19 protein-coding genes are annotated in these 21,736 nt (G+C 70.5%); 12 read left to right on the top strand and 7 right to left on the bottom strand.

All coding sequences use genetic code 11. The features are described from left to right. The first annotated feature begins 66 nt into the window (after positions 1-66). The 4 genes from ACFYWJ_RS12470 (at position 67) to ACFYWJ_RS12455 (ending at position 4,721) form a co-directional block, all read left to right on the top strand. Entirely contained in the window at positions 67-858 is a 792-nt protein-coding gene (locus ACFYWJ_RS12470) for an alpha/beta hydrolase (RefSeq protein ID WP_355280748.1), read from the top strand. Between the two features lie 5 nt (positions 859-863). Further along, complete coding sequence (locus ACFYWJ_RS12465) at positions 864-1,154, top strand: MGMT family protein (protein ID WP_355280747.1); 291 nt, start codon at positions 864-866, stop codon at positions 1,152-1,154. 1,238 nt (positions 1,155-2,392) lie between these two features. Continuing rightward, positions 2,393-2,944 carry a hypothetical protein gene (locus ACFYWJ_RS12460; RefSeq protein WP_355280745.1) on the top strand — a complete coding sequence of 184 codons (552 nt, stop codon included), beginning with the start codon at positions 2,393-2,395 and terminating at the stop codon, positions 2,942-2,944. A 34-nt stretch (positions 2,945-2,978) separates the two neighbouring features. Further along, entirely contained in the window at positions 2,979-4,721 is a 1,743-nt protein-coding gene (locus ACFYWJ_RS12455) for an NTP transferase domain-containing protein (RefSeq protein WP_355280744.1), read from the top strand. Between the two features lie 6 nt (positions 4,722-4,727). Here the strand turns inward: ACFYWJ_RS12455 and ACFYWJ_RS12450 are convergent, their stop codons facing one another. Continuing rightward, positions 4,728-5,261, bottom strand: a complete 534-nt coding sequence (locus tag ACFYWJ_RS12450) for a TetR/AcrR family transcriptional regulator (RefSeq protein ID WP_355280743.1) — start codon at positions 5,259-5,261, stop codon at positions 4,728-4,730. A gap of 172 nt (positions 5,262-5,433) precedes the next feature. Between ACFYWJ_RS12450 and ACFYWJ_RS12445 the strand changes: the two genes are divergently transcribed. Further along, positions 5,434-6,309 carry an alpha/beta hydrolase gene (locus tag ACFYWJ_RS12445; RefSeq protein WP_355280741.1) on the top strand — a complete coding sequence of 292 codons (876 nt, stop codon included), beginning with the start codon at positions 5,434-5,436 and terminating at the stop codon, positions 6,307-6,309. 198 nt (positions 6,310-6,507) lie between these two features. Then, positions 6,508-6,666, top strand: coding sequence for a hypothetical protein (locus tag ACFYWJ_RS12440; protein ID WP_218717989.1), 159 nt, complete (start codon positions 6,508-6,510; stop codon positions 6,664-6,666). 50 nt (positions 6,667-6,716) lie between these two features. Here the strand turns inward: ACFYWJ_RS12440 and ACFYWJ_RS12435 are convergent, their stop codons facing one another. The 4 genes from ACFYWJ_RS12435 to ACFYWJ_RS12420 are packed head-to-tail and all read right to left on the bottom strand — an operon-like array spanning position 6,717 to position 12,095. Further along, the gene (locus tag ACFYWJ_RS12435; RefSeq protein WP_355280739.1) at positions 6,717-8,702 is read right to left on the bottom strand and encodes an ABC transporter ATP-binding protein; all 1,986 of its coding nucleotides are present in this window, start codon (positions 8,700-8,702) and stop codon (positions 6,717-6,719) included. Then, entirely contained in the window at positions 8,699-9,565 is an 867-nt protein-coding gene (locus ACFYWJ_RS12430) for an ABC transporter permease (protein WP_355280738.1), read from the bottom strand. Before ACFYWJ_RS12430 ends, ACFYWJ_RS12435 begins: the two co-directional genes overlap by 4 nt. Continuing rightward, entirely contained in the window at positions 9,562-10,521 is a 960-nt protein-coding gene (locus tag ACFYWJ_RS12425) for an ABC transporter permease (RefSeq protein WP_355280736.1), read from the bottom strand. Before ACFYWJ_RS12425 ends, ACFYWJ_RS12430 begins: the two co-directional genes overlap by 4 nt. After that, positions 10,518-12,095 (bottom strand): ABC transporter substrate-binding protein, encoded by a 1,578-nt coding sequence (locus tag ACFYWJ_RS12420; RefSeq protein ID WP_355280734.1) that lies wholly within the window; start codon positions 12,093-12,095, stop codon positions 10,518-10,520. Before ACFYWJ_RS12420 ends, ACFYWJ_RS12425 begins: the two co-directional genes overlap by 4 nt. A gap of 273 nt (positions 12,096-12,368) precedes the next feature. Between ACFYWJ_RS12420 and ACFYWJ_RS12415 the strand changes: the two genes are divergently transcribed. The 5 genes from ACFYWJ_RS12415 (at position 12,369) to ACFYWJ_RS12395 (ending at position 19,052) form a co-directional block, all read left to right on the top strand. Next, complete coding sequence (locus ACFYWJ_RS12415) at positions 12,369-14,801, top strand: arylsulfatase (RefSeq protein ID WP_355280732.1); 2,433 nt, start codon at positions 12,369-12,371, stop codon at positions 14,799-14,801. 94 nt (positions 14,802-14,895) lie between these two features. Next, positions 14,896-16,572 (top strand): S-methyl-5-thioribose-1-phosphate isomerase, encoded by a 1,677-nt coding sequence (mtnA, locus tag ACFYWJ_RS12410; RefSeq protein ID WP_355280730.1) that lies wholly within the window; start codon positions 14,896-14,898, stop codon positions 16,570-16,572. A gap of 3 nt (positions 16,573-16,575) precedes the next feature. Next, complete coding sequence (locus ACFYWJ_RS12405) at positions 16,576-17,151, top strand: cupin (protein WP_355280728.1); 576 nt, start codon at positions 16,576-16,578, stop codon at positions 17,149-17,151. Next, positions 17,148-17,840, top strand: coding sequence for an acireductone synthase (mtnC, locus tag ACFYWJ_RS12400; protein WP_355280727.1), 693 nt, complete (start codon positions 17,148-17,150; stop codon positions 17,838-17,840). Before ACFYWJ_RS12405 ends, mtnC begins: the two co-directional genes overlap by 4 nt. Positions 17,841-17,933: 93 nt before the next feature. Then, the gene (locus ACFYWJ_RS12395; RefSeq protein ID WP_355280726.1) at positions 17,934-19,052 is read left to right on the top strand and encodes a hypothetical protein; all 1,119 of its coding nucleotides are present in this window, start codon (positions 17,934-17,936) and stop codon (positions 19,050-19,052) included. 8 nt (positions 19,053-19,060) lie between these two features. On the opposite strand, the gene ACFYWJ_RS12390 is transcribed toward ACFYWJ_RS12395, so the two are convergent. Then, on the bottom strand, positions 19,061-19,885 hold the full coding sequence (locus ACFYWJ_RS12390) for a hypothetical protein (RefSeq protein WP_355280724.1): 825 nt from the start codon (positions 19,883-19,885) through the stop codon (positions 19,061-19,063). Positions 19,886-20,168: 283 nt separating this feature from the next. Between ACFYWJ_RS12390 and ACFYWJ_RS12385 the strand changes: the two genes are divergently transcribed. Continuing rightward, positions 20,169-21,002, top strand: coding sequence for an alpha/beta hydrolase (locus tag ACFYWJ_RS12385; RefSeq protein WP_355280723.1), 834 nt, complete (start codon positions 20,169-20,171; stop codon positions 21,000-21,002). On the opposite strand, the gene ACFYWJ_RS12380 is transcribed toward ACFYWJ_RS12385, so the two are convergent. Continuing rightward, positions 20,999-21,730: a helix-turn-helix transcriptional regulator gene (locus tag ACFYWJ_RS12380; protein WP_355280722.1), complete on the bottom strand. Its 732-nt coding sequence runs from the start codon at positions 21,728-21,730 to the stop codon at positions 20,999-21,001. The two genes, ACFYWJ_RS12385 and ACFYWJ_RS12380, sit on opposite strands and share 4 nt — an antisense overlap. Between the last annotated feature and the right edge of the window lie 6 nt (positions 21,731-21,736).

Raw genomic sequence — 21,736 nt, 5'->3', positions numbered from 1 at the left:
CAGTACGACACGCCAGCACTCCCCCACCGGGGGGACACGCTGCGCGACCGTGCGCGACCGGCCAGAATGACTGTCGTGTCCCCGCTTCATGTGCACCGCTTCGGTCCCGCCGACGGCCCCGTCGTCCTCGCCCTGCACGGCCTCACCGGTCACGGCAACCGCTGGGAAACCCTGGCCACCGAGCATCTGCCCCAGGCCCGGGTCATCGCCCCCGACCTGCGCGGACACGGCCGATCGACCTCGCTGCCGCCGTGGTACTTCGAGACGATCGTCGACGATCTGGCCGCGCTGGTCCGCGCCGAGACCGACGGGCCGGTGGTCGTCGTCGGCCACTCCTTCGGTGGCGCGTGCGGCATCCATCTGGCCCGGCGTCACCCCGAGCTGGTGCGGTCGCTGATCCTGCTCGACCCCGCGATCGGCATCGACCCGAAGCTGATCGAACAGGTCGCCCTCGCCAACCTGGCCTCCCCCGACTACACCGACCTCGCCGAGGCCAGGTCCGACAAGCAGCACAGCGCGTGGAGCCCCGACGAGGTCGACCCGGCGCTGCTCGAACGCGAGCTGGCCGAGCACCTGGTGCCCACCGAGGGCGGCCGGGTGGGCTGGCGGATCTTCCAGCCGGCGATCACCTCGTACTGGGGTCAGCTGGCGCGCCCGTTCGTGCTGCCGCCCGCCGACCTGCCGACCGTGCTGGTGCGGGCGGCCAAGGTGCAGCCGCCGTACGTCACCGCCGAGTTCCTGACCGCGCTGTCCGCCCACCTCGGCGACCGGCTCACCGTCGAGGTGTGGGACTGCGACCACATGGTCGCCCAGGCCCGTCCCGCCGACGCGGCCGCCCTGATCGCCGCGGCGCTGTAGCGGCGATGGCGGCCACGACGGAGGAGCAGGTCGAACGGGTCCGCGCGCTGGTCGCCGCGATCCCGCCCGGCCGGGTGTCGACCTACGGCGACATCGCCCAGGGCGCCGGCCTGTCCTCGGCGCGGACCGTCGGCTGGATCATGCGCACCGATTCCGCCGACCTCCCGTGGCACCGGGTGATCGGCGCGTCCGGCCGCCCCGCCGCCCACCTCGCCGCCCGCCAGTTGCGCTTGCTCGCCGAAGAAGGGGTGCCGATCACCGACGGCCGCGTCGACCTGCGCACCGCCCGGCTCTGAGCCGACGCACCCACCGGTCCCGGCTTACGACAGCAAGCTCGATCGGCACCGGACCGAGGGCGCGAACTCACCGAGGCGCGAGCGCAGGCCAGCTACCGCCAGCAGTCGCGCAGCCCATCGCCGGTATCGACCAGGACGCTGTACACGCCGGTCCTCGAGCACCTGACAGCGTGCTCGATCGGCACCAGACCGAGGGTGAGCTCGCCGACGTGCGAGCGCCGGCACTGCTACCGCCCGCGGTCGGGGTGACCCTCACTCGCCTGCTATGCCGGACTGGTGTCGACCAGGACGCCGCGCACACCAATCCGCCCGGTCGAGCTCATGGACGGCGGATATCGACGGCCCGACCGGGGGTGCGAGCCGTGGAGTTCTAGCGCTCCGCTCAGCCTTCGGGCAGCTCAGTGCTCATCCGGAAACGACTGCTGGACAGTCGGATCCGAAGGTGCCACGGGTCTCGATGGTGGCGTGATGGGCGACGATCGGCGTATCGGTCCGTCAGCGTGGGTATCCGCCGAGGGCGAGTGCAGCGGCGGACGCGAACCCGGTCGCACCGGCGGTGGTGTCAACGGCCCACCGATATCGGAGCTCCGCACCGGTCCCGAGGTCCGGGTCGGAGCCGAATGCCGTTCATCAACAGGAGGTTCGGAGCTTGGCACCGACCCCGACGCCCGCGTCGGAGCCGAGTGTCGTTCATCGATGGGAGGTTCGGAGCTTCGCATCGGACTCGATGTCCGCGTCGGAGCCGAATACCGATCATCTACAGGAAGTTTCGGGGTGTCCGAGTCGACGGGACGTACGGCAGGACCATTCGACGCTGCCTGAGGTCGCGGCCCTCCCGGCTGACCGGGCAGCTGTCCCGGGGTGTCCGAGTCGACGGGGCGCGACGCCGGGCCATTCGACGCTGCCTGAGGTCGCGGCCCTCCCAGCTGACCGGGCGGCTGTCCCGGGGTCTGGCGATTCCCCGCGACCGGAGCCCCACCACGCTGCTGATGCCCAGGATTCCACCCACCCACTGACCGCCGCTGCTCCGGCAGCTGCGCCCCGCCGGACTGTTCCTGCGCGAGCGGATGCGCCCCACCCGACTGCGAATGCCCTGGCAGCTGAGCCACACCGGACTGGCGATGTCCGAGTGGCCGCACCCCACCGGGCTGCTGGTGCCCCGGTAGCTGCGCCGCGTTGGGCAGGTCCTGCGCGAACGGGCGCGCCTCACCCGACTGAGGAGGCCCCAGTGGCTGCTGGTGCCCCGGCGGCTGAGCCATGCCGGACTGCGGATGCGCGAGCGGATGCGCCCCGCCGGATTGCGGATGCCCTGCCAGCTGTGCCATTCCGGGCTGGTGGATCCCCGCCTGCGCTCCGCCGGACTGGTGGAGCCCGAGCACCTGCACGCCGCCGGGCTGCTCGTATCCCGCGCCCGGCGTCTGCGCCGGCCCCGGTTCCCCGCGCCCCGGCGAGAACGCCGAGAACTGCCGACCCGCACCGACACCACGCTTCCCGGGCGACCGCGAGGACTTGATCCACCAGAACACCAGCGCGCCGAGGATCGCGAACACCACCGACCACACCAGGTAGACGACCAGGATCTCCATATCGCGCTCGACGAGCCCGACCACCACGCCGAGCGCGCCGAACAGTCCGCCGAGCGTGGCGACCACGAACAGGAATCCCCGGACCACATCACCGAGCATCGTCGGCTGACCCGGCCCACCTGCACCGGACATCCCCACCCCCTTGCCGAACCGCGACGCCACGTCCGGGCGCTCGAGCATCGACGTCACACCCCGCTAGCATGACTTTCGTGCCGATTACCCTACGCCGGATCCGCCGATGACCGCCGCCGATGCGATCGTGCTCGCGGGTGGGCGCGCGAGCCGGATGGGCGGGGTCGACAAACCGGCGATCGTGATCGGCGGTCGATCGATGCTCGACGCCGCGCTGGCCGCGGTGGGCGCGCGCGGCGAGATCGTGGTGGTCGGTCCGCATCGACCGGAGCTGGATCCGCGGATCCAGCAGGTCAGGGAAGTGCCGCCCGGTTCGGGTCCGGTGGCGGCGATCGGCACCGGACTGAGCGCGCTCGGCCCTGACCCGGCGCCGTGGATCGTCGTCCTCGCCGCGGACATGCCGTTCCTCACGCCCGCCACCGTCGACGAATTACTGCGCCGCGCAACCGAATCGACCACCGACGCGGTCTTCGCGATCGATGCGTCGGGCCGCCCCCAGTATCTGGTCGGCGTCTGGCGGCGCACCGCCCTCGCCGCGGCCCTGGCCGGGCTGGACGCGCTGTTGAATCAGCCGATGAAGGCGATCGTCCCCACCGAGACCACCCTGATCGAACTGCCCGGCACCGGCGACTGCGACACCGAGGAGGAGGTCCGCCGGGCCCGCGCGACGATCGCCGACCGCGCCACGACCCGCCTCGACCTCACCGCGGCCAGGGCCCGCATCGCCGCCGAGCTGACCCCGCTGGTCGCCTACGAGGCCGAGCTGGGCGAGGTGAGCGGCGCCGCCCTCGCCGCCCCGATCATCGCCGCGGGCGCGCTGCCCCGCTTCGACGTCTCCGCGATGGACGGTTACGCCGTGTGCGGCGACGGCCCCTGGCAGCTCCGCCGCGACATCGGCTTCGCGGGTGGTGCCCGCCCGGTCGGCCTGCTGCCCGGCGAAGCGGTCCGCATCGCCACCGGCGCGCACGTCCCCGACGGCACCACCTCCGTGCTGCGCGACGAGTTCGCCGACGTCACCGGCGACGCACTCACCCGCCGCCCCGGCACCCCGATCCGCGGCGATGTCCGCGCCCGCGGCGAGGACCAGATGGTCGGTGACCTGCTCGCCCCCGCGGGCACCCGTGTCACCGCGGCGCTGCGCTCGGCGGCCGCCTCGGTGGAGGTCACCGCCGGGCTGGTCCGCGGCCCGGTCCGGGCCCGGATCGTCATGACCGGTGACGAGATCCGCAGCACCGGCCCGCTGCAAGCCGGGCAGACCCGCGACTCGATCGGCCCCGTTCTGCCCGATCTGCTCGCCGGTCTGGGCGTCACCGTGATCGACCGGGTGCATCTACGCGACACCGACCACGGCTTCGACGACATGCTCACCGCCACCGCGGGTTTCGATCTCCTCGTGGTGGTCGGCGCCACCGGCGGCGGCGCCGCGGACCAGCTCCGCTCCGCCATCGCCCGCACCGAGGCCCGCGTCGTCGTCCCGCGACTGGCCATGCGCCCCGGCGGCTCCACCGTCGTCGCCGAACTCCCCGCGGGCCCCACCGTTCTCGGCCTTCCTGGTAACCCGTTCGCCGCGATCGCCGTCCTGCTGGCCCTGACCCCCGCCATCGTCGCCGCCCGCACCGCCGCACCCCCGCCGCGCCCCGTCTACGGCCCCCTGCACAACGCCACCGAGACCGCGGGCCCCGTGCAGCGCATCACTCCCGCCCGCTACGTGCCCGAGGGCGGCTGGACCGCCGACACCTCCGTCCGCACCGCCCATCTGGCGGGCCTGATCGATCGCGACGGCCTCGTCATCGTCCCGCCCGACGCCACCGACGGCACCATCGTGGAGTTCCTTCCGCTCCCCCACTGACCGGGCTCACCGAGATCGCGTCCAGGAACCGGTGATCCGACGCGAGACCGCGAGGACGGGGCCGACGCTGCGGCGCGCGCGCCCGAGGATGAGGGCGCCTTCCAGCGCCGAGACGACCAGCAGCGCTTCGGTGTCGGGATCGTCGACGACGCCCTCCGCGCGAATCTTGTCGGCCAGCAATGACACCCACCGGTCGTATCCCGAAAGCGCTGCGTCCTGGACCTTCTCCGCGTCGGGCCCGGCGTCGAGGAGCGCGGTCGCCAGCGCGCATCCGCGCTGGAACTCGGAGTCCTCCAGCCGGGACCCGAGCGCGACGGCGAAGGCCGTCACCGCCGTCGCGGCATCGGGCGCGGTCTCGATCAATTGCTCGATGAGTCGGGCGATCTCGTCACCGCGCAATCGCAACGCGGCGGCAGCGAGGTCCTCCTTGCCGCCGGGGAAGTGGAAGTACATCGAACTCTTCGTCGCCTCGCTCAGCGCGAGGATCTCCGCGAGGCCGACACCCGCGTAGCCGCGCAACTGCAGCAGATCCGCCGCCACCAGGACCAGCCGGTCCCGGGTCGGTTTTCCAGCGAGACTGGACCGACTGGTCCCAGCGGACGCAGATGGTTGCGAAGATTGCTTCATGAGCCCATGATAACGACTGGACCGAGTGGTCCAGTGGGTGTGATGATCGAGCGCCCGCACCGCTGCGCGAGACCGGAGACAGGCAGTGAACGAGGACACGACCACCACGGAACTTCGGGAATGGCAGCGCGGCGGTCGGTTCTTCGACCATTCCGGGCATCGAATCTTCTATCGGCGGGCGGGAACCGGGCCGACGCTGCTGCTGGTCCACGGCTACCCGTTCAGTTCCTACGAGTGGTCGAAGGTCTGGCCGGAACTCACCGCGGAGTTCGATGTCGTCGCACCCGACATGCTGGGAATGGGCTTCTCGGACAAGCCACTCCGGCATCGCTACAGCCTGATCGACCACGCGGACATGCACGAGGCGTTGCTGCGCCACCTCGGCGTGCGACGGGCCGCCGTCCTGTCCCAGGACCTCGGTGTGTCCGTCGTCCAGGAGATGCTCGCTCGGCGCCTCGACGCCCCGGCCACTCCCTCGATCACCGCCGCCGTATTCCTCAACGGCGGGCTCTTCCCGGAGGTCTATCGCTCCCGGCTCATCCAGCGGGTTCTGTCGTCGCCGGTGGGGAACGTGGTGGGGCCGATGCTGCCGGACGCGCTGATCAGATCGGCGGTGCTCGACCTGTTCGGGCCGGACACGAAGATCCCCGCCGACGAACTCGACACGCTGATGCGGTTGCTCCGGCACAACCGCGGGAAATCGGTCTCCCACCGGGTCGGCCGATTCGTCCAGGAACGCGCCGGGCTGCGGGACCGGCTGGTGCGCCCGCTCCGCACCGGCGACACCCCCCTGCTGATGATCAACGGCGCGCTGGATCCGAACTCCGGCGCGCACATGGCGGCCCGGTACCGCGAGCTCGTCCCGGACCCACAGATCGTCTCACTCGCCCGGATCGGCCATTGGCCGCAGCTCGAGGCACCCGCCGATGTCGTGCGGCACCTGCGCGAATTCCTGCGCTGAAATCCCACATTTCGGCGGCGAACAGCCACAATTCATGCATGGTCAAATAATGTTCGAGAATTCGTCTCGAATCATCGACACGCCGGAAATCGGCAGGTCGGACCATTATTTTTCGCGCACCTCTACCGGAGTGCATTTCCGCTGGTTATCGTTGGCGCGTTAGGCGAAACACTATCCCTCGGAAAGGACCGTGTGGAGATGGCTGACAAGTCCAAGAAAACGCCTAAGAAAATGCCCAAGCAGATGCCGCGGCAGCAGCAGCAACAGCGGCAGGAGCAGATGGGCGAGAACTCGCAAGGCATGACGCGAGCAGGTCAGGACGATCGGCGTGAACCGCGCCGCCCCGACCATCGCTGATCCACGTGTGTCGACGAGCCGCCGGTTCCCCTTCCGGCGGCTCGTCCACGTCAGGCCCCGATGCGCTGGAGCGCGCTCGCCGCGGATCCGGCCCCGCCCCGGCGCGCCGTCGACGGATCGGGAGCGGGCACCGCGTCGAGCAGGCGGCGGGTGTACTCCTGGGCCGGCGCGGCGAATACGGCGCCGACCTCGCCGGTTTCGACGATCCGGCCCTGCCGCAGCACCACCACCCGGTCGGCGACCTGGTGCACTACCGCCAGATCGTGGCTGATGAACAGGCTCGCGAAGCCGTATTCGGCACGCAGGTCGGCGAAGAGGTCGAGCACCTGGGCCTGCACGGACACATCCAGCGCGCTGGTCGGCTCGTCGGCCACCAGTAGCCGAGGCGCCAAGGCCAGGGCACGCGCCAGCGCGACCCGCTGACGCTGTCCGCCTGAAAGCTCGCCCGGCCGCCGCTGCGCGTAATCCCGTGGCAGCCGGACCGATTCGAGCAGGTCGCCGACCTTGGCGCGCAGCAGCGCACCCGAGGCGGCGCGATGCACCTGGAGCGGTTCCGCGATTGCGTCGGCGACACTGCGGCGCGGGTCCAGCGAGGCACTCACGTCCTGGTGCACCAGCGCGACATTCCTACGCAGACCCCGCAGTTCCCGCCGCGACAGCCCGGCCAGCGACACACCCTGCAACTCCACGGTTCCCGACGTCGCCGGGACCAGTCCGAGCGCGGTGCGGCCCAGTGTGCTCTTGCCCGAGCCGGATTCGCCGACCAGACCGAGTACCTCGCGTGGCCCCAGCGTCAGCGAGATGTCCTGGAGCGCCGGGAAGTCCGCCGCGCCATGGCGTCCCGGGTAGGTCACCGACAGCTCGTCGATACGCAGCACGTCGCGATAGTCGGGTTCGGCTGTGCCACCGCCCTTCTCCGCGATCACGGCGGGACCGCGGACGACGACTCGCCGCAGGATCCGGCGAGCCCGTTCCGGCTGCTCGGACTCTTCGTCCGTCGCCTCCTCCGCCGAACCCTCAGCGGGGTCCACACCCTCGGCGGACTCGTCGACGGCCGCTCCCGCCGTAGCACCGTCAGCGGCACGCTCCGCGTCCGCGCCGTCATCCGCCACCGGGGCACCGGCGAGATCCGGCTCGGCCGCGGCCACCGCACCGGCGGCATCGTCCGCCCGAGCTTCGTCATCGCCCGCTCCGGAGGCGGGCGCCGAGCCAGCGGTCGCCGCACCGACGACCTCCCCCGCCCCGCGCTCGGACACCGCGGGCAACCGGGGCACCGCCGCCAGCAGAGTCCGCGTGTACTCCGCTTCCGGCGCACCGAACAGCCCGAACACCGGCTGCTCTTCGACCACCTGCCCGGCCCGCATCACCACCACCCGGTCGGCGATCTCGGCGACCACCCCGAGGTTGTGGGTGATGAACAGGACGGCCGTGCCCCGCTCCCGCTGCAGGGTCCGCAGCAGGTCGAGGATCTCCGCCTGGACGGTGACGTCGAGCGCGGTGGTCGGCTCGTCGGCGATGAGCAGATCCGGGTCGCCGGACAGGGCCAGCGCGATCACGACGCGCTGTTTCTGCCCGCCGGAGAGCTGGTGGGGATACCAGTCCAGCCGCTTCTCCGGCTCCGGGAGGTCGACGGCGGCGAGCAGTTCGATCGCGCGGGCCCTGGCGGCGGCCTTGTCGGTGGTGCCGTGGGCCCGCAGCGCCTGCCGGATCTGGGTGCCGATCTTCTGCACCGGGTTGAGCGCGGTCTGCGGCTCCTGGAACACCATGGCCGCCCCGGTGCCGCGCAGTGCGCGCAGCGCGGGCTCGGCCGCGTCGACGACCTCGGTGCCCGCGAGCCGGATGGAGCCCGTGGCGTGCGCGGTGCCGGGCAGCAGGCCGAGCACCGACCGGGCGGTGAGCGATTTCCCGGAACCGGATTCGCCGACGAGGGCGACCACTTCGCCCCGCCGGACGCGCAGGCTCACCCGGTCGACCACGGTTCGGTCGCCGAAAGCGACGGTCAAGCCGTCGATGTCGAGCACCAGATCGTCGGTCATGCCAGTCTCCTTGCCCGGCCCAGTGCCTGGGCGATCAACAGGAAGCCGAGCGTCAGCCCGGCCACGACGGTCAGCGGGCCGATCGCCATCCACGGGTTGGCGTCGAGGTTGGCGATGGACTCGCCGATGAGGGAACCGAGCGAGGGCTCCGGCGGCCGCACTCCGATGCCGATGAAGCTCATCGCGCCCTCGAGGAACACCGCCAGCGACAGCGACAGCGCGAACTGCACGCCCAGCGGCTCGATCACATTGGGCAGCACGTGCTTACGCAGGGTCCACCAGGTGTCGGCGCCGATCACCTCGGACGCCTCGACAAACGGCTGTTCGCGCACCGCCAGGACCGCGGTGCGGATCTGGCGGCCGAAGATCGGGATCTCGGTGGCGATGATGACGATGACGACCGCGTGCCAGCCGGGTCCGGTGACGGCGGCGAGGGCGATCGCGAGGATCAGCGCCGGGAACGCCAGGATCAGGTCGAAGACCCGCTGCACGGTGATGTCGGCCCAGGGGTTCACGGTGGCGGCGAGCCCGGCCAGCGAGCCGATCACCGCGCCGATCGGCACCGCGAGCAGCACGATCAGCAGGTCGATCCGGATGCCGGCGAGCACGCGCGCCGCCACGTCCCGATTGAGATGGTCGGTGCCGAGCCAGTGCGCGCCGCTCGGGCCGAGCAGGTTGGCGCCGGGGATCTGGGCGAGCGGGTCGTAGGGGCTGAGGACCCCGGCGAACACTCCCGCCAGCGCGATCACCGCGATCAGCACGACGCCCGCGAGGCCCTGACCCGTGCCGAGCGCCGCCAGTGCCCCGGCCCGACGCGGTGACTCCTGCTGCGCCGCAGCCGCTTTCTCGATCGTCGCGGTCATGACCGGCCGCCGATCCGGATGCGGGGATCCAGCCAGGCGTGCGCGATGTCGGTCACCAGCTGGATCACCACGAACACCGCCACCGACAGCAGCAACAGCACCTGCACCAGCGGGTAGTCGCGACGGCTGATGCCCTGTTCGATGAGCTGGCCGATGCCCGGCCAGACGAAGGCCGCCTCCACCAGCACGGCACCGCCGAGCAGCTGCCCGGTCTGCAGGCCGAGCACGGTGAGCAGGGTCGGCAGCGCGTTGCGCAGCGCGCCCCTGGTGACGATCTCGCGGTGCGGGACACCGAGCGAACGTGCCGTCAGTACATACGGTTTCGTGAGTTCGGTGCGCAACGACTCGGTGAGGAACCGGGTCAGCGCCGCGGCCACCGGCAGCGCGAGGCAGATCGCGGGCAGCAGCAGGTACTGCACGGCGATGTCGGGCCGGGCGATGAAGCCGTCCGGCGGCACCCCACCGGCGGGCAGCACCGGGACGGCGACCGCGAAGACGAGCACGAGCAGCGGCCCGACCACAAAGGTCGGCAGCGCGACGGCGACCGTATTGGCCGCGGCGACAACGGTGTTCAGCCACCGGCTCGGCCACAGCACCGACGCGACCGAGACCACCAGGCTGGTCACCACGGCCAGCAGCAGCGCGGTCACCGTCAGCACCAGGGTGTTGGTGAGTCCACGGCCGACGAGATCGGTGATCTGCCCGCCGATGAGGTAGGACCGCCCGAGGTCGAGGGTGACCAGGTCACCGAGCCAGCTCAGGTACTGCACCGGAATCGACCGGTCCAGGCCCAGCTGCTGCCGGATCGCGGCGATCGACTGGGGCGTCGCGTCGTTGCCGGCCAGGATGGTGGCCGGATCACCGGGCACCAGGCGCAGCAGCAGGAAGATCAGCACCGAGGCGCCGAACAGCACGAGCAGTGCCGACGGCAGCCGGTGCAGCAGATAGCGGGTCATGACAGGAAGGTGTCGGTGAGCACCGGTTCACGGCGCTTGGTCCAAGCGAACTCGTGCACCTTGGTGGCGGTGGAGTACTGCTGGAAACGGACGCCGATCTCGATCAGGAACAGCCCTTCCAGCAGCTGGTCGCTGACCGCGTGGAAGGCGCGCACCGCGTCCGGGCCGGTGCCCTGCGGCAGCTGCCAGGCCGCGTCGGCCGCCGCGGTGTAGGCGGGCGACTCGTAGCGGGAGGCGTTGCGGCGGGCGTTGAAGGGGTAGGCGCTCACGGTGAGCGTCGACGGCACGAACTGCGCCCACGAGTGGTCGGTGACCCACAGGCCACGGAACTGCTGGCCGGTGAGCTGTTTGACGAAGGTGGCGGCGTCGACCGGGTCGAGGGTCACCTCGATGCCGACCTCGGCGAGGTTGGCCTGCACGATCTGGGCCGTTTCCTCGTAGCCGGGGCCGAAGGTGAGCGGCAGCTTCGGCGGCTTGCCGGCCTGGGTGAGCAGCTCCTTGGCCTTGGCGACATCGCGGCTGTACCTGGTGTTGCGTGATTCGTCGAAGGCGGGCGAGGTCTTGGGCCACGGCACATTCAGCGGGTAGCCGGCGCCGCGGTAGACCTCGGCGATGATCCGCTCGCGATCGAGCGCGAAGGCGATGGCCTGGCGCACCCGCACATCGGCCAGCGCGGGCTCGGTCACGTTGACGCCGACGTAGGACTGCAGTTCCGCGCCCTCGAGGTCGAGCACCCGATAGCCGCCCGACTTGGTGAGATTCTCGGCGTCGCGGTAGCCGAGTTCCCTGGCCACCGCGATCTGCCCGGACTTGAGCGCGTTCAGCAGCGCCTGCGGGTCCTGGATGATCGAGACCTCGACGCGGTCCAGGTAGGGGCGCTCGGGAACCCAGTAGTCCGGGTTCTTCTCGAACACGAGCTGCGAATTCGGCACGCGCTGGACGTATTTGAACGGGCCCGTGCCGATGTAGGTGTCGCCGGTGCCCAGCTTGTCGATGGTCTCGCTGTCCAGGATGGGCACGGTGTCGAGCAGGTCGTAGATATTGCTCAGCGGGTGGGCCAGCTGCAGCACGATGCGGGTGGGCGAGACGATGTCGAAGCCGGTGACCGCGGTAGCGGTGCTGCGCAGCTGGGCCGACCACTTGGCGTCGGCGTAGGTGCGGATCGAGAACTCCACGTCCTTGGCGGTGAACGGCCTGCCCGAGTGGAACTTCACGTCGTCGCGCAGGTCCAGCGCGATCGACCGGCCGTCGGCGGCGAGCTGCCACGACTTCGCCAGCAGCGGTTGGGGTTCCAGCTTGTCGTTGGGGTAGCGGATCAGCGATTCGTAGACCAGGCCGATGACGACCGGTGTCGCGGCGGTGTTGGTCAGCAGGTTCGCGGGCACCAGGTCCTCGCGGATGCCCACCTTCAGGGTGCCGCCGCGCACCGGCGTCGCGTCGTCACCGCCGCCCTTCTGCTCCGAGACGGCCGAGGTGCAGGCCGCCAGCGCCGCGCCACCGAAGATGGCGGCCGCGGCGATGCCGCCGGCGCGCAGGAAGTTACGGCGATCGAGGCCGCCGGGGGTAAAGCTCATCGTGGGATTCCTCGAAGACACGTCGGCCCGCGGACGCGGGCCGAACAGCGCGCAGCGGAAAGGCGCACCGGGGGAAGGGGACACATCGGCTCGTTCGGCCGCGCACGTCAGCAGACGTACGTCAGCCACGCAGGACGCGACACGAACAGCAGCAAGAGGGCTGATTCGTGGGCACGGCAGTGACGCTAACAAGTTGCGCCGCAGGGGTCACCGATTCCGCGCAGGATGCACATAACCATGGTGACCAGCGAATATGTCACCTTTACTGGCAGAATGCCTGTTCCACCCCACGCTCGCGGTTACGAATCCTTCGGCGGCTCGGCCGGTCGCACCTCGGCCGATTCCACCCCGGAATGGACCTCTCCCCCGACCGCGCCCGCCGGCGCGCCCAATATCGTCGTCGTCCTCGTCGACGACATGGGGTACAGCGATATCGGCCCGTTCGGTTCGGAAATCGAGACGCCGACGCTGGACCGGCTGGCCGCCCAGGGCGTGCGGCTGTCGAATTACCACACGACGCCACTGTGCTCGCCCTCGCGCGCCGCGCTGCTGACCGGAATCAATTCCCACCGTGCCGGTTTCGGCTTCGTCGCCAACGCCGACCCCGGGTACCCCGGCCTGCGCCTGGAATTGGCCGACGACGTGCTCACGCTGCCGGAGATCCTGCGCGGCAACGGATACGCGACCTACGCCGTGGGCAAATGGCATCTGGTGCGCGACGCCACGATGAATCCGTCGGCGCATCGCGATTCCTGGCCGACGCAGCGGGGATTCGACCGCTACTACGGCTCGCTGGAGGGGCTGAATTCGTTCTACTACCCGAATCAGCTGGTCTCCGACAGTTCGGTGGTCGATATCGAGGAGTATCCCGAGGGCTACTACCTCACCGACGATCTCACCGACAAGGCGCTGTCCTACATCAAGGACCTGCGCGCTCACGACGCCACCAAACCGTTCTTCCTGTACTTCGCGCACGTGGCCATGCACGGACCGCTGCAGGCCAAGGCCGAGGACCAGGCGAAGTATCGCGGCCGCTACGCCGAGGGCTGGGACGAACTGCGCCGCAAGCGTTTCGCCGAGCAGCTGGCCCAGGGCCTGTTCCCACCGGGCACGCAGCAGAAGCCGCGCAATACCGAGCCCGGTTACGAAGCCGCGGAATGGGATTCGCTGTCCGAGGACGAGCGCCGCCGCTACGCCAAGTACATGGAGGTGTACGCGGGCATGGTCGACAGCATCGACCAGAGCCTGGGCCGCATCGTCGACCTGCTCGACGACCTCGGCGAGCTCGACAACACCATCATCGTGTTCACCTCCGACAACGGCGGCACCGCCGAGGGTGGACCGGAGGGCACCCGCTCGTACTTCGCCGAGTTCGCCCACATCGACGATCCGGACTGGATCGGCGACGTCCCGCACGACGAGGACCTGATCGGCACCGCCCGGCTGGGCGTGCACTACCCGCGCGGCTGGGGTCAGGCGTCCAATACGCCGTTCCGCTTCTACAAGGGCCAGACCTTCGCCGGTGGAGTGCGGGTGCCGCTGGTGGTGTCGTGGCCCAAGGGTCTGCCGCGCACCGAGGCCGATTCCGGTATCCGGCACGAGTACGCGTACGTCACCGATCTGGCCCCGACGCTGCTCGAGCTGGCCGGGCTGGCGCGGCCGACGGTGCGCAACGGGTTGCCCGCCAAGGAGTTCGACGGCGTCTCGGCGGCCGAGCTGCTGCGCGATCCGGCCGCGCCGACCCGGCACACCGAGCAGTACTCGGAGATGACGGGGCATCGCGGGTTCTATCGCGATGGCTGGAAGCTGCTGTCGCTGTACGAGGCAGGTGCCGATCTGGACGCCCCGCACTGGCAGCTCTTCGATGTGCGCACCGATCCGACGGAGCTGCACGATCTCTCGGAACAGTTCCCCGAGAAGGCGGCCGAGCTGGCCGCCGCCTGGGACGACTCCGCTTGGGCCAATACCGTTTTCCCCTTGCTGACCCGGGCCGACCTGTTCCGCCGCCGACCCGAGGAAGCGCGCTTCGCCGCCCCGATCCGGTTGCTGCCCGGCACGCCGACGCTGGAGCGCTACCGCTCGCAGCGCCTCATCGCCTACCGCGACTTCACCATCACGGCCGACCTGACCGGCCGCCGAACCGAGGAGCCCGGCGCAGCACCGGCGCCCCCGATCGGAGGTGCTCTGCCCACCGGTGACATCGCTCCCGGATCGCCGAGTACCTCGGGCACCGCAGGCGCTGCGGGCACCACGGGCTACCAGCAGGGCGACGAAGGCGTGCTCGTCGCGCACGGCGACCCGCTCGGCGGCTATCTGCTCTACGTCGAGAACGGCGAGGTGGTGCTCGGCGTCAACAGCTACGGCCGCTTCGCGTCGGTGGCGGCGCCGGTGCCTGCCGGGGCCCGCGAGATCGTGGTGCGCGCGACGATCCGGCCGCGGCTGCGCTGGGACTTCGTCGTCGAGGTCGACGGGGTCGCGGTCGCCGAGCTCGCCGATCAGGTGCAACTGGTCGGCATGGCCCCGTGGACCGGTATCTCGGTGGGGGTCGACGCGCGCGGCCCGGTCGACTGGGAGCTGCGCGAACGCCGCGGGCCGTTCCGGTACACCGGCGCTCTGCGGGCCATCACCTACACGCCGGGCCCGATCCAGGTACCGCAGGCCACGATCGATGCCGTGGAGCGGGAGGCCGAATTCGTCGCCGAGTGACCGGCCGCCGCCCGACCGGGACCCGGGCTTTCCGCCCGGACCAGGTCGGATACCGTTTATCAGGCACGATGACCGACCCGAAGTAAGGACGCCGATGGACGACAGTTCGCTCACCTGGGACGACGGAGCGCTGCTCACCATCGACCAGCGCGGACTGCCGCACGAGGCGCGGGAACTGCGTCTCGGCACCGTCGACCAGGTCATCGACGCGATCACCACCCTGGCCATTCGTGGTGCCCCGGCGATCGGGATCGCGGGGGCGTTCGGCGTGGTCATCGCCACCAGGGCGCACACCGCCGACGGCGTGGTGGACGAGGCCGCCGTGCAGGCCGAGGCCGACCGGATCGCGGCGGCCAGGCCGACCGCGGTCAACCTGGCCTGGGCGGTCGAGCGAGTGCGCGGCCGGATCGCCGACGGTGCCGATGCCGTGCTGGCCGAGACCCTCGACCTGCTCGCCGAGGACGGCCGGGTCAACCTGGCCGCCGCCACCCACGCCGCCGACCTGGTGCAGCGGCTCTGCGGTGACGGGCAGCTGCGGCTGCTCACGCACTGCAACACCGGCAGGCTGGCCACCAGCGCGGTCGGTACCGCGATCGGCGCGCTGCGGGTGCTGCACGAGCGCGGCGCGGTCGCGGACGTGATCGTCGACGAGACCCGGCCGCTGCTCCAGGGCGCCCGGCTCACCGCGTGGGAGCTGGCCGAGGCGGGTATCCCGCACCGGCTGACCATCGACTCCGCCGCGGCCTGGGCGATGGCCACCGGCCAGGTCGACGCCGTGCTCGTCGGCGCCGACCGGATCACCGCCAACGGCGACGTCGCCAACAAGATCGGCACCTTCACCCTGGCGCTGGCCGCCCGCCACCACGGCATCCCGTTCCTCGTGGTCGCGCCGGAGTCCACCCGCGACACCGCGATGGCGACCGGCGCGCAGATCGTGGTCGAGCAGCGGGCAGCCGCCGAGGTCACCGGGTTCGGCGGGGTGTCAACGGCACCCGCGGACACCGCGGTGTTCAATCCCGCCTTCGATGTGACACCCGCCGATCTGGTGACCGCCGTGGTCACCGAAAACGGTGTGGTCTACCGGAATTCGGATCGGTTCGACGAGCGGGGCCGCGCGACCACCACGCCTGACACCGCCGCCGAGCAGGGCGCGGCGATCGCGGCCACCGCGCGTCAGCTCTACGAGCGCGGCTGGATGCCGGGCACCGCGGGCAATATCTCGGTGCGGATCGACGACGACGCCCTGATCACCGCCAGCGGCCTGTCCAAAGGCGAACTGACCGAACGGGATACGGTGCTGGTCGCCGTGGCGGACACGACGCCGCGACCGGGCCAGAGCCGGAAACCGTCCGCGGAGACCAGCATTCACACCGCGGTGTATCGCACCCGTCCGGCCGGCGCGGTGGTGCACGTGCACTCGCCGTTCGCCACCGCGCTGGCGACCACCGCCGCGCGGCCCGGTGCCGGTGTGGACACGCTGCGGATCACCGGATACGAACTGCTCAAGGGCTTCGGCCTGGCCGACCCGGCCACGGTGGCGGTCCCGGTGTTCCCGAACTGGCCCGAGGTCGCCCGCATCGGCGCCGATATCGAGACCTACCTGCGCGACCACCCCGGCGCGCCACCGATTCTGTTCATCACCGGGCACGGCATCACCACCTGGGGTGACACTCTTGCCCAGGCGCGGGATCGCGCCGAATGTCTGGAAGCCCTGTGCGAGTTGATCACCCGCACCGGACGCACCGACGCCACGCCACTCGAGATCGGATAGACAATGACTCTGCTGCAAGTGATGGCCGCCGACAACGCCGCCGACGTGCGCGTGCGCACCACCGACACCGCCGAGATCGCCGCCGAGCTGGCCAAGCACGGTATCGCCTTCTCGCGCTGGGACGTCCTGGCCGATGCCGCGGGCACCGACTCCGAGACCCTGCTCGCCCACTACGCCCCGCAGATCGGCGAACTCAACGCCGCGGGCCGCTACGAGCACATCGATGTCGCCCGCATCCACCCCGACGACGACAACCCGGAGTGGCCCGCCACCGCGGCGGGCGCGCGCGCCAAATTCCTCGACGAGCACCGCCACGCCGAGGACGAGGTGCGCTTCTTCGCCGCCGGTCGCGGCTGCTTCTACCTGCACCTCGGCGACGCCGTGCTGGCGACGGTCTGCGAGGCGGGTGACCTGCTCTCCGTTCCCGCGGGCACCCTGCACTGGTTCGACATGGGCACCCGGCCCGACTTCATCGCGATCCGCTTCTTCGAGGAGGCCGACGGCTGGATCGGCGACTTCACCGGCGACAAGATCAGCGCGGGCTTCCCGACGCTGGACGAACTGCTCACCGCCCCGTGACCCGCGCCGTCGTCCTCGACATCGAGGGCACCACCAGCCCCACCGACTCGGTGCGCAACGATCTGTACGGCTACACCGAGCAGCGGCTGCCCGACTGGCTGGCCGAGAACGCCTCGGGCGCAGCCGAATCGGTGATCGCGGCGACCCGTGAACTGGCGGGCGAACCCGATGCGGGCACCGACCGGATCGCCGAGATCCTCACCGGCTGGCTGCATTCCGACATCAAGGCCGAACCGCTCAAGGCCGCGCAGGGCGCGATCTGCGCCCAGGGGTTCCGCGCGGGCGCGCTGCACGGCCGGTTCTTCGCCGATGTCGTGCCCGCCCTGTCGGCCTGGCACGCGGCCGGGCTCCCCCTATACGTGTACTCCTCGGGTTCCGAACGCAACCAACGGGATTGGTTCGCCTTCGCCGAGGCGGGCGACCTGTCCGGGTTGATCACCGACCACTTCGACCTGGTCAGCGCCGGGCCCAAGCGAGAGGCCGCGTCCTACGACGTCATCGCCGAGCGCATCGGCATCCCGGCCGCGCAGATCCTGTTCCTCTCCGACCATCCGGACGAACTCGATGCCGCGGTGGCCGCCGGATGGCAGGTCGTCGGCGTGCACCGCGACGGCGAGCCGAACCCGCCGCGCGCACCGCACCGCTGGGTCGGGTCGTTCGCCGAAGTCGCGGTCGGCGCGGGCGCCTGACGAGGGCGACGGACCGCCGCAGCGGCACGCTGGATCCGCCCCCGCGACACCGTCGCACGGCATGACACCCACCGACTGATTAGTCTTCCGGACATGTGGACCCAGGGGGACAGCGACCGTCCGGCCTTGCCCGACGGTGACCAGCCCGACACCGCCTCGGCGGCAGGACCGTTCACGATGCCCGCGCCACCGCTGCCGGAGCTGGTGCGGCCGGACACGGTGTACACCAATTCGCCGGGGGCGGCGCGGAATCTGGCGCGGTACAACGCGCGGCGGGCGGCCGTGAAGCCCGCTGTGTGGTCGGTGGTGCTGTGGATGCCGCTGATCACCGTGTGCCTTACGGCGGCCGGGCTTCCGGCCCTGCCGGTGGTGTGCGGGATCGTCGCGGGCACGCTGTACCTCCCCTACGCGATCTATCGCCTCTACCTGCGGCATTTCGAAGTCGCGATCGGTGACGCCGTGCCGGCGACGACCTGGCGGGTGCGGTTCGGTGCCGACGGAATCACCCTCACCGATCACGACAGCTACAGCCGGTTCGGTCGGGACCGGATCCAGTCGCTGTCGGTCGCCGAGCAGGTGGCTGTACTGCGGTTCGACAGGATGCGCCTGGCCCTGCCTGCGCCACTGTTCCCCGCGCCGCTCGTCGAGCGCTGGCAGCGAGCCGCGCAACACCCGACGAGCATGGACGCCCTGCCGGCGCTGCCCGCGGTGCCGAGCCCGGACGTCGTCGTCACGGCAGATCACGACACCGCGCGGCTCCTGGCTGTCGCCCATCTGAGTGAACCGTGGCGCCGGGCGAAGGCCAGAGCCAATGTCGTGCTGCTGGCACTGCTCGTGGTCGGCGCTGCCGTGGTGGCGGGCCGGAATGTCGGCGCCCTCGGTGCGGCGGTGCCGGTGGTCGCCGGTGGCCTGTACGCGCTGTTCGTGTGGTACTTCGCGCGGAACCCGACGGAATCGACGCTGCGCAAGTTCCGGCACGCCGCCGTCCCCGGGGCCACGCTGTCCGCCCGATTCGGCTCCGACGCGGTGCTGGTGGCCACCACGAGCTATCTCGTTCGCCTGCCGTACACCGCCCTCGGCACCATCGAGATCCGTGGGCCGGTGGCCACGGTCGGCTACCGCGGCGTGCCGATCATGCTGCCCAGCGGGCTGTTCCCGCCGCACCTCCGGAGCGGCCTGGGTGAGCGGGGCGTTCGGATCACCGTCCGCTGATCAGCGGCTCAGCTGACGTGCGCCCGGACCGCGCCCAGCTTCCCGCGCTGCACCGTGGTGAACACCCGGCGGGCGTGCACCGCGACCGGGCTGGTCGACCACGGTGCCAGGGTGGTGGTGAACATGAGTTCGCACCAGGACAGGGCCGGGATCTCGCCCGCGGCCAGGGTCGCGATCAGGGAGAGTTCGGTGTCGTGGCCGAGCCAGGACGCCACCAGCCAGGAGGCGTCGAAGCGGCCGAGGAATTCCTCGGCGTCCTCGGGCGGGCCGTTCGGCGTGTCGACGGTGAGGTGGACGACGGCGGAGACGGCGTGGCGCATCTTGGCGTCCATGCCGATCGCGTCGTGCAGCAGCAGTCCCTCCAACGCCGAGCGCAGTTCCGACCAGTGATCCGTGGTGTTCTCCTGCATGACAGGCCCTTCCTGTGGTTCGGACTGCTGCTGTTCGAGACCGCCGGCGATCGAGCGGAGGGCCGGCGCGGACGGCGGCTCGGCGGGGTCGACCAGGCTGGTCAACGGACCCGAGTTCCAGTCGAGCCTGCCGAAGGCATGGCACCAGTCCTGGGCCGGATTGTCTTCGGTGACAATGAGTTCGAGGGCCAGACCGGCCATCGATGCCGTGCAGGCCAGGGTGACGGCGTCGAGCTCGTCGTCGCTGACCGACAGGTGCAGGGTCGCCTTGTCGGCACCCGTGTCTTCCTTGGCCCGGCCGGCCAGCCAGATCGCGCGGCCCGCGGCGCCCATGGCCGCGGCCTGCCGGTCGCCGCGTGGATGATCGACATCGGCGTCGAGATAGGGGCCGTACCAGATGGCCCTGCCTTCCGCGCCACACACCGCGAAAGTGTCCGAAAGCCCGTCGCCCGCGGCGGCGAGCCATATGTGTGCGTGATTTCCGTACTCTGTCACCCTCATCAGTTCACTCCCCGAAATTCTCTGATCGAGCCGTACGTTGTTCTGGTCTGATCCAATCGGTCACGAACACTTGTGTCCATATCCCGGCGAGAATAGGCACGCCCCCCTGAGGTACATACACTCGCCAGTGAATTCACAGGACCGGCGGCATCGATGTGCCCCGGCGGCGGAGCGGAATCATCGTTAACACTTGTATGTTTCGGACATGCCCTTTGTGCACTCCGATTCGGTGAACATCCATTTCCGTACCGGCGCGGTTCGCGGACCGACCGTGCTGCTGGCGCACGGTTTCCTGATGGACGAATCCATGTTCGACCCGATCCGAACGATATTGGCGCACAACGGTATCAACGTCATCGCCTGGGATGCCCGAGGTCACGGCCGGACCGGCTACGGGGCCGACCCGCGCTTCGACTATTGGGATCTCGCCGAAGACGGCTTACGGGTGCTCGACGCGGTCGGCGTCGAATCGGCGGTTGTCGGCGGAATGAGCCAGGGCGGATATGCCGCCCTGCGGATGGCTCTGCTCGCGCCGGAACGCGTCCGCGGACTCGCCCTGCTCGATACCGAGGCCGGCGCGTGCACCCGGGCCGACGAAACCTACTACGAGGAATTCTTCGACGAATGGTGCGGCACCGGAGAATTGGTGCCACTGGCCGAAAAACTGGCACCCCAATTGATCGGCGGCGACCGCCCGGATATCTGGCGCTGGTGGATCACCCGCTGGCTCACCCACGACCGCACCGCGCTGTTTCCGGCGGCGCGCTGCCTGATCGACCGCGATTCGGTGCTGGAACGGCTCGGCGAGATCACCGCGCCCGCCCTCGTCCTACGGGGCGAACACGACCACAGCAGCACCGCCGACAAGTGCGCGCGGCTGGCGGCGGGACTCCCGGGCGCCCAGGGTGTGCGCACGGTGCCCGGCGCGGGTCACGGCGCCCCCGTGACCCATCCCGACGAGATCGCCGCCGCCCTGATCGAGCTGGTCACGACATGCACACCGCACTCCGCGGCGCCCGTCGCCGTCGCCGGCATCTAGCCGCCGTCGGGACCGCGCACGCCCAGGTAGTACTGGATGCGGCCGGGGTAGGCCACCGAGTCGAGGCGGAAGAGCTGGACATCGACGGTGTAGTACTCGCCGGTGTGCAGGTCGCACAGCCGCATGGCGGTGTGCTCGCGGCCGTAGACGGTGTCGCCGTCGTCCCAGATCCGGCGGAAGTCCTGGTACTGCGCCAGCTCGTCGAGCAGCTCGGTCGCCCAGTCGCCGCCACCCTGCTGACCGATCAGACCGCGCAACCAGTGCACGGTCAGGGTCGATTCCCGTTCCCACTCCACCATCACCTTGCGCGAGAGCGGGTTGCCGAAGAACCAGCGCAGGATATTGGCGTCCTCGACCAAGCCGGGGAACGCGCGATGGTAGGAATCGTTGCCCGCCAGCACATTCCAGCGCGTGTCGACGTAGGCCGCCAGGTTCGGTTCCTGCAGCACCAGCGTCCGGCGCATTTCGGCGTTGATCTCGGCGCGCAGGTCCTCGACCGACGGATTGTCCACGGGCGCGAGCCCGGCCAGGTCGAACAGATGCCTGCGCTCGATATCGGTCACCGGGGCGATCCGGTCGAGGTAGCGCACCAGCGCCTCGACGACGGCCTGCGTCGGCCGGTCCCGGTCGCCGCTCTCCAGATGGGTGATGTAGCTCGAGCTGACACCGGCCGCGAAAGCCAGTTTTTCCCGGGAAATCCGCCGATCGTCGCGCAGTCGCCGCAGCAACCCGCC

This window comes from Nocardia sp. NPDC003269, from assembly GCF_042888005.1.
In the GTDB taxonomy this organism is placed as follows: domain Bacteria; phylum Actinomycetota; class Actinomycetes; order Mycobacteriales; family Mycobacteriaceae; genus Nocardia.
This window is presented reverse-complemented; position numbering and strand designations above follow the sequence as displayed.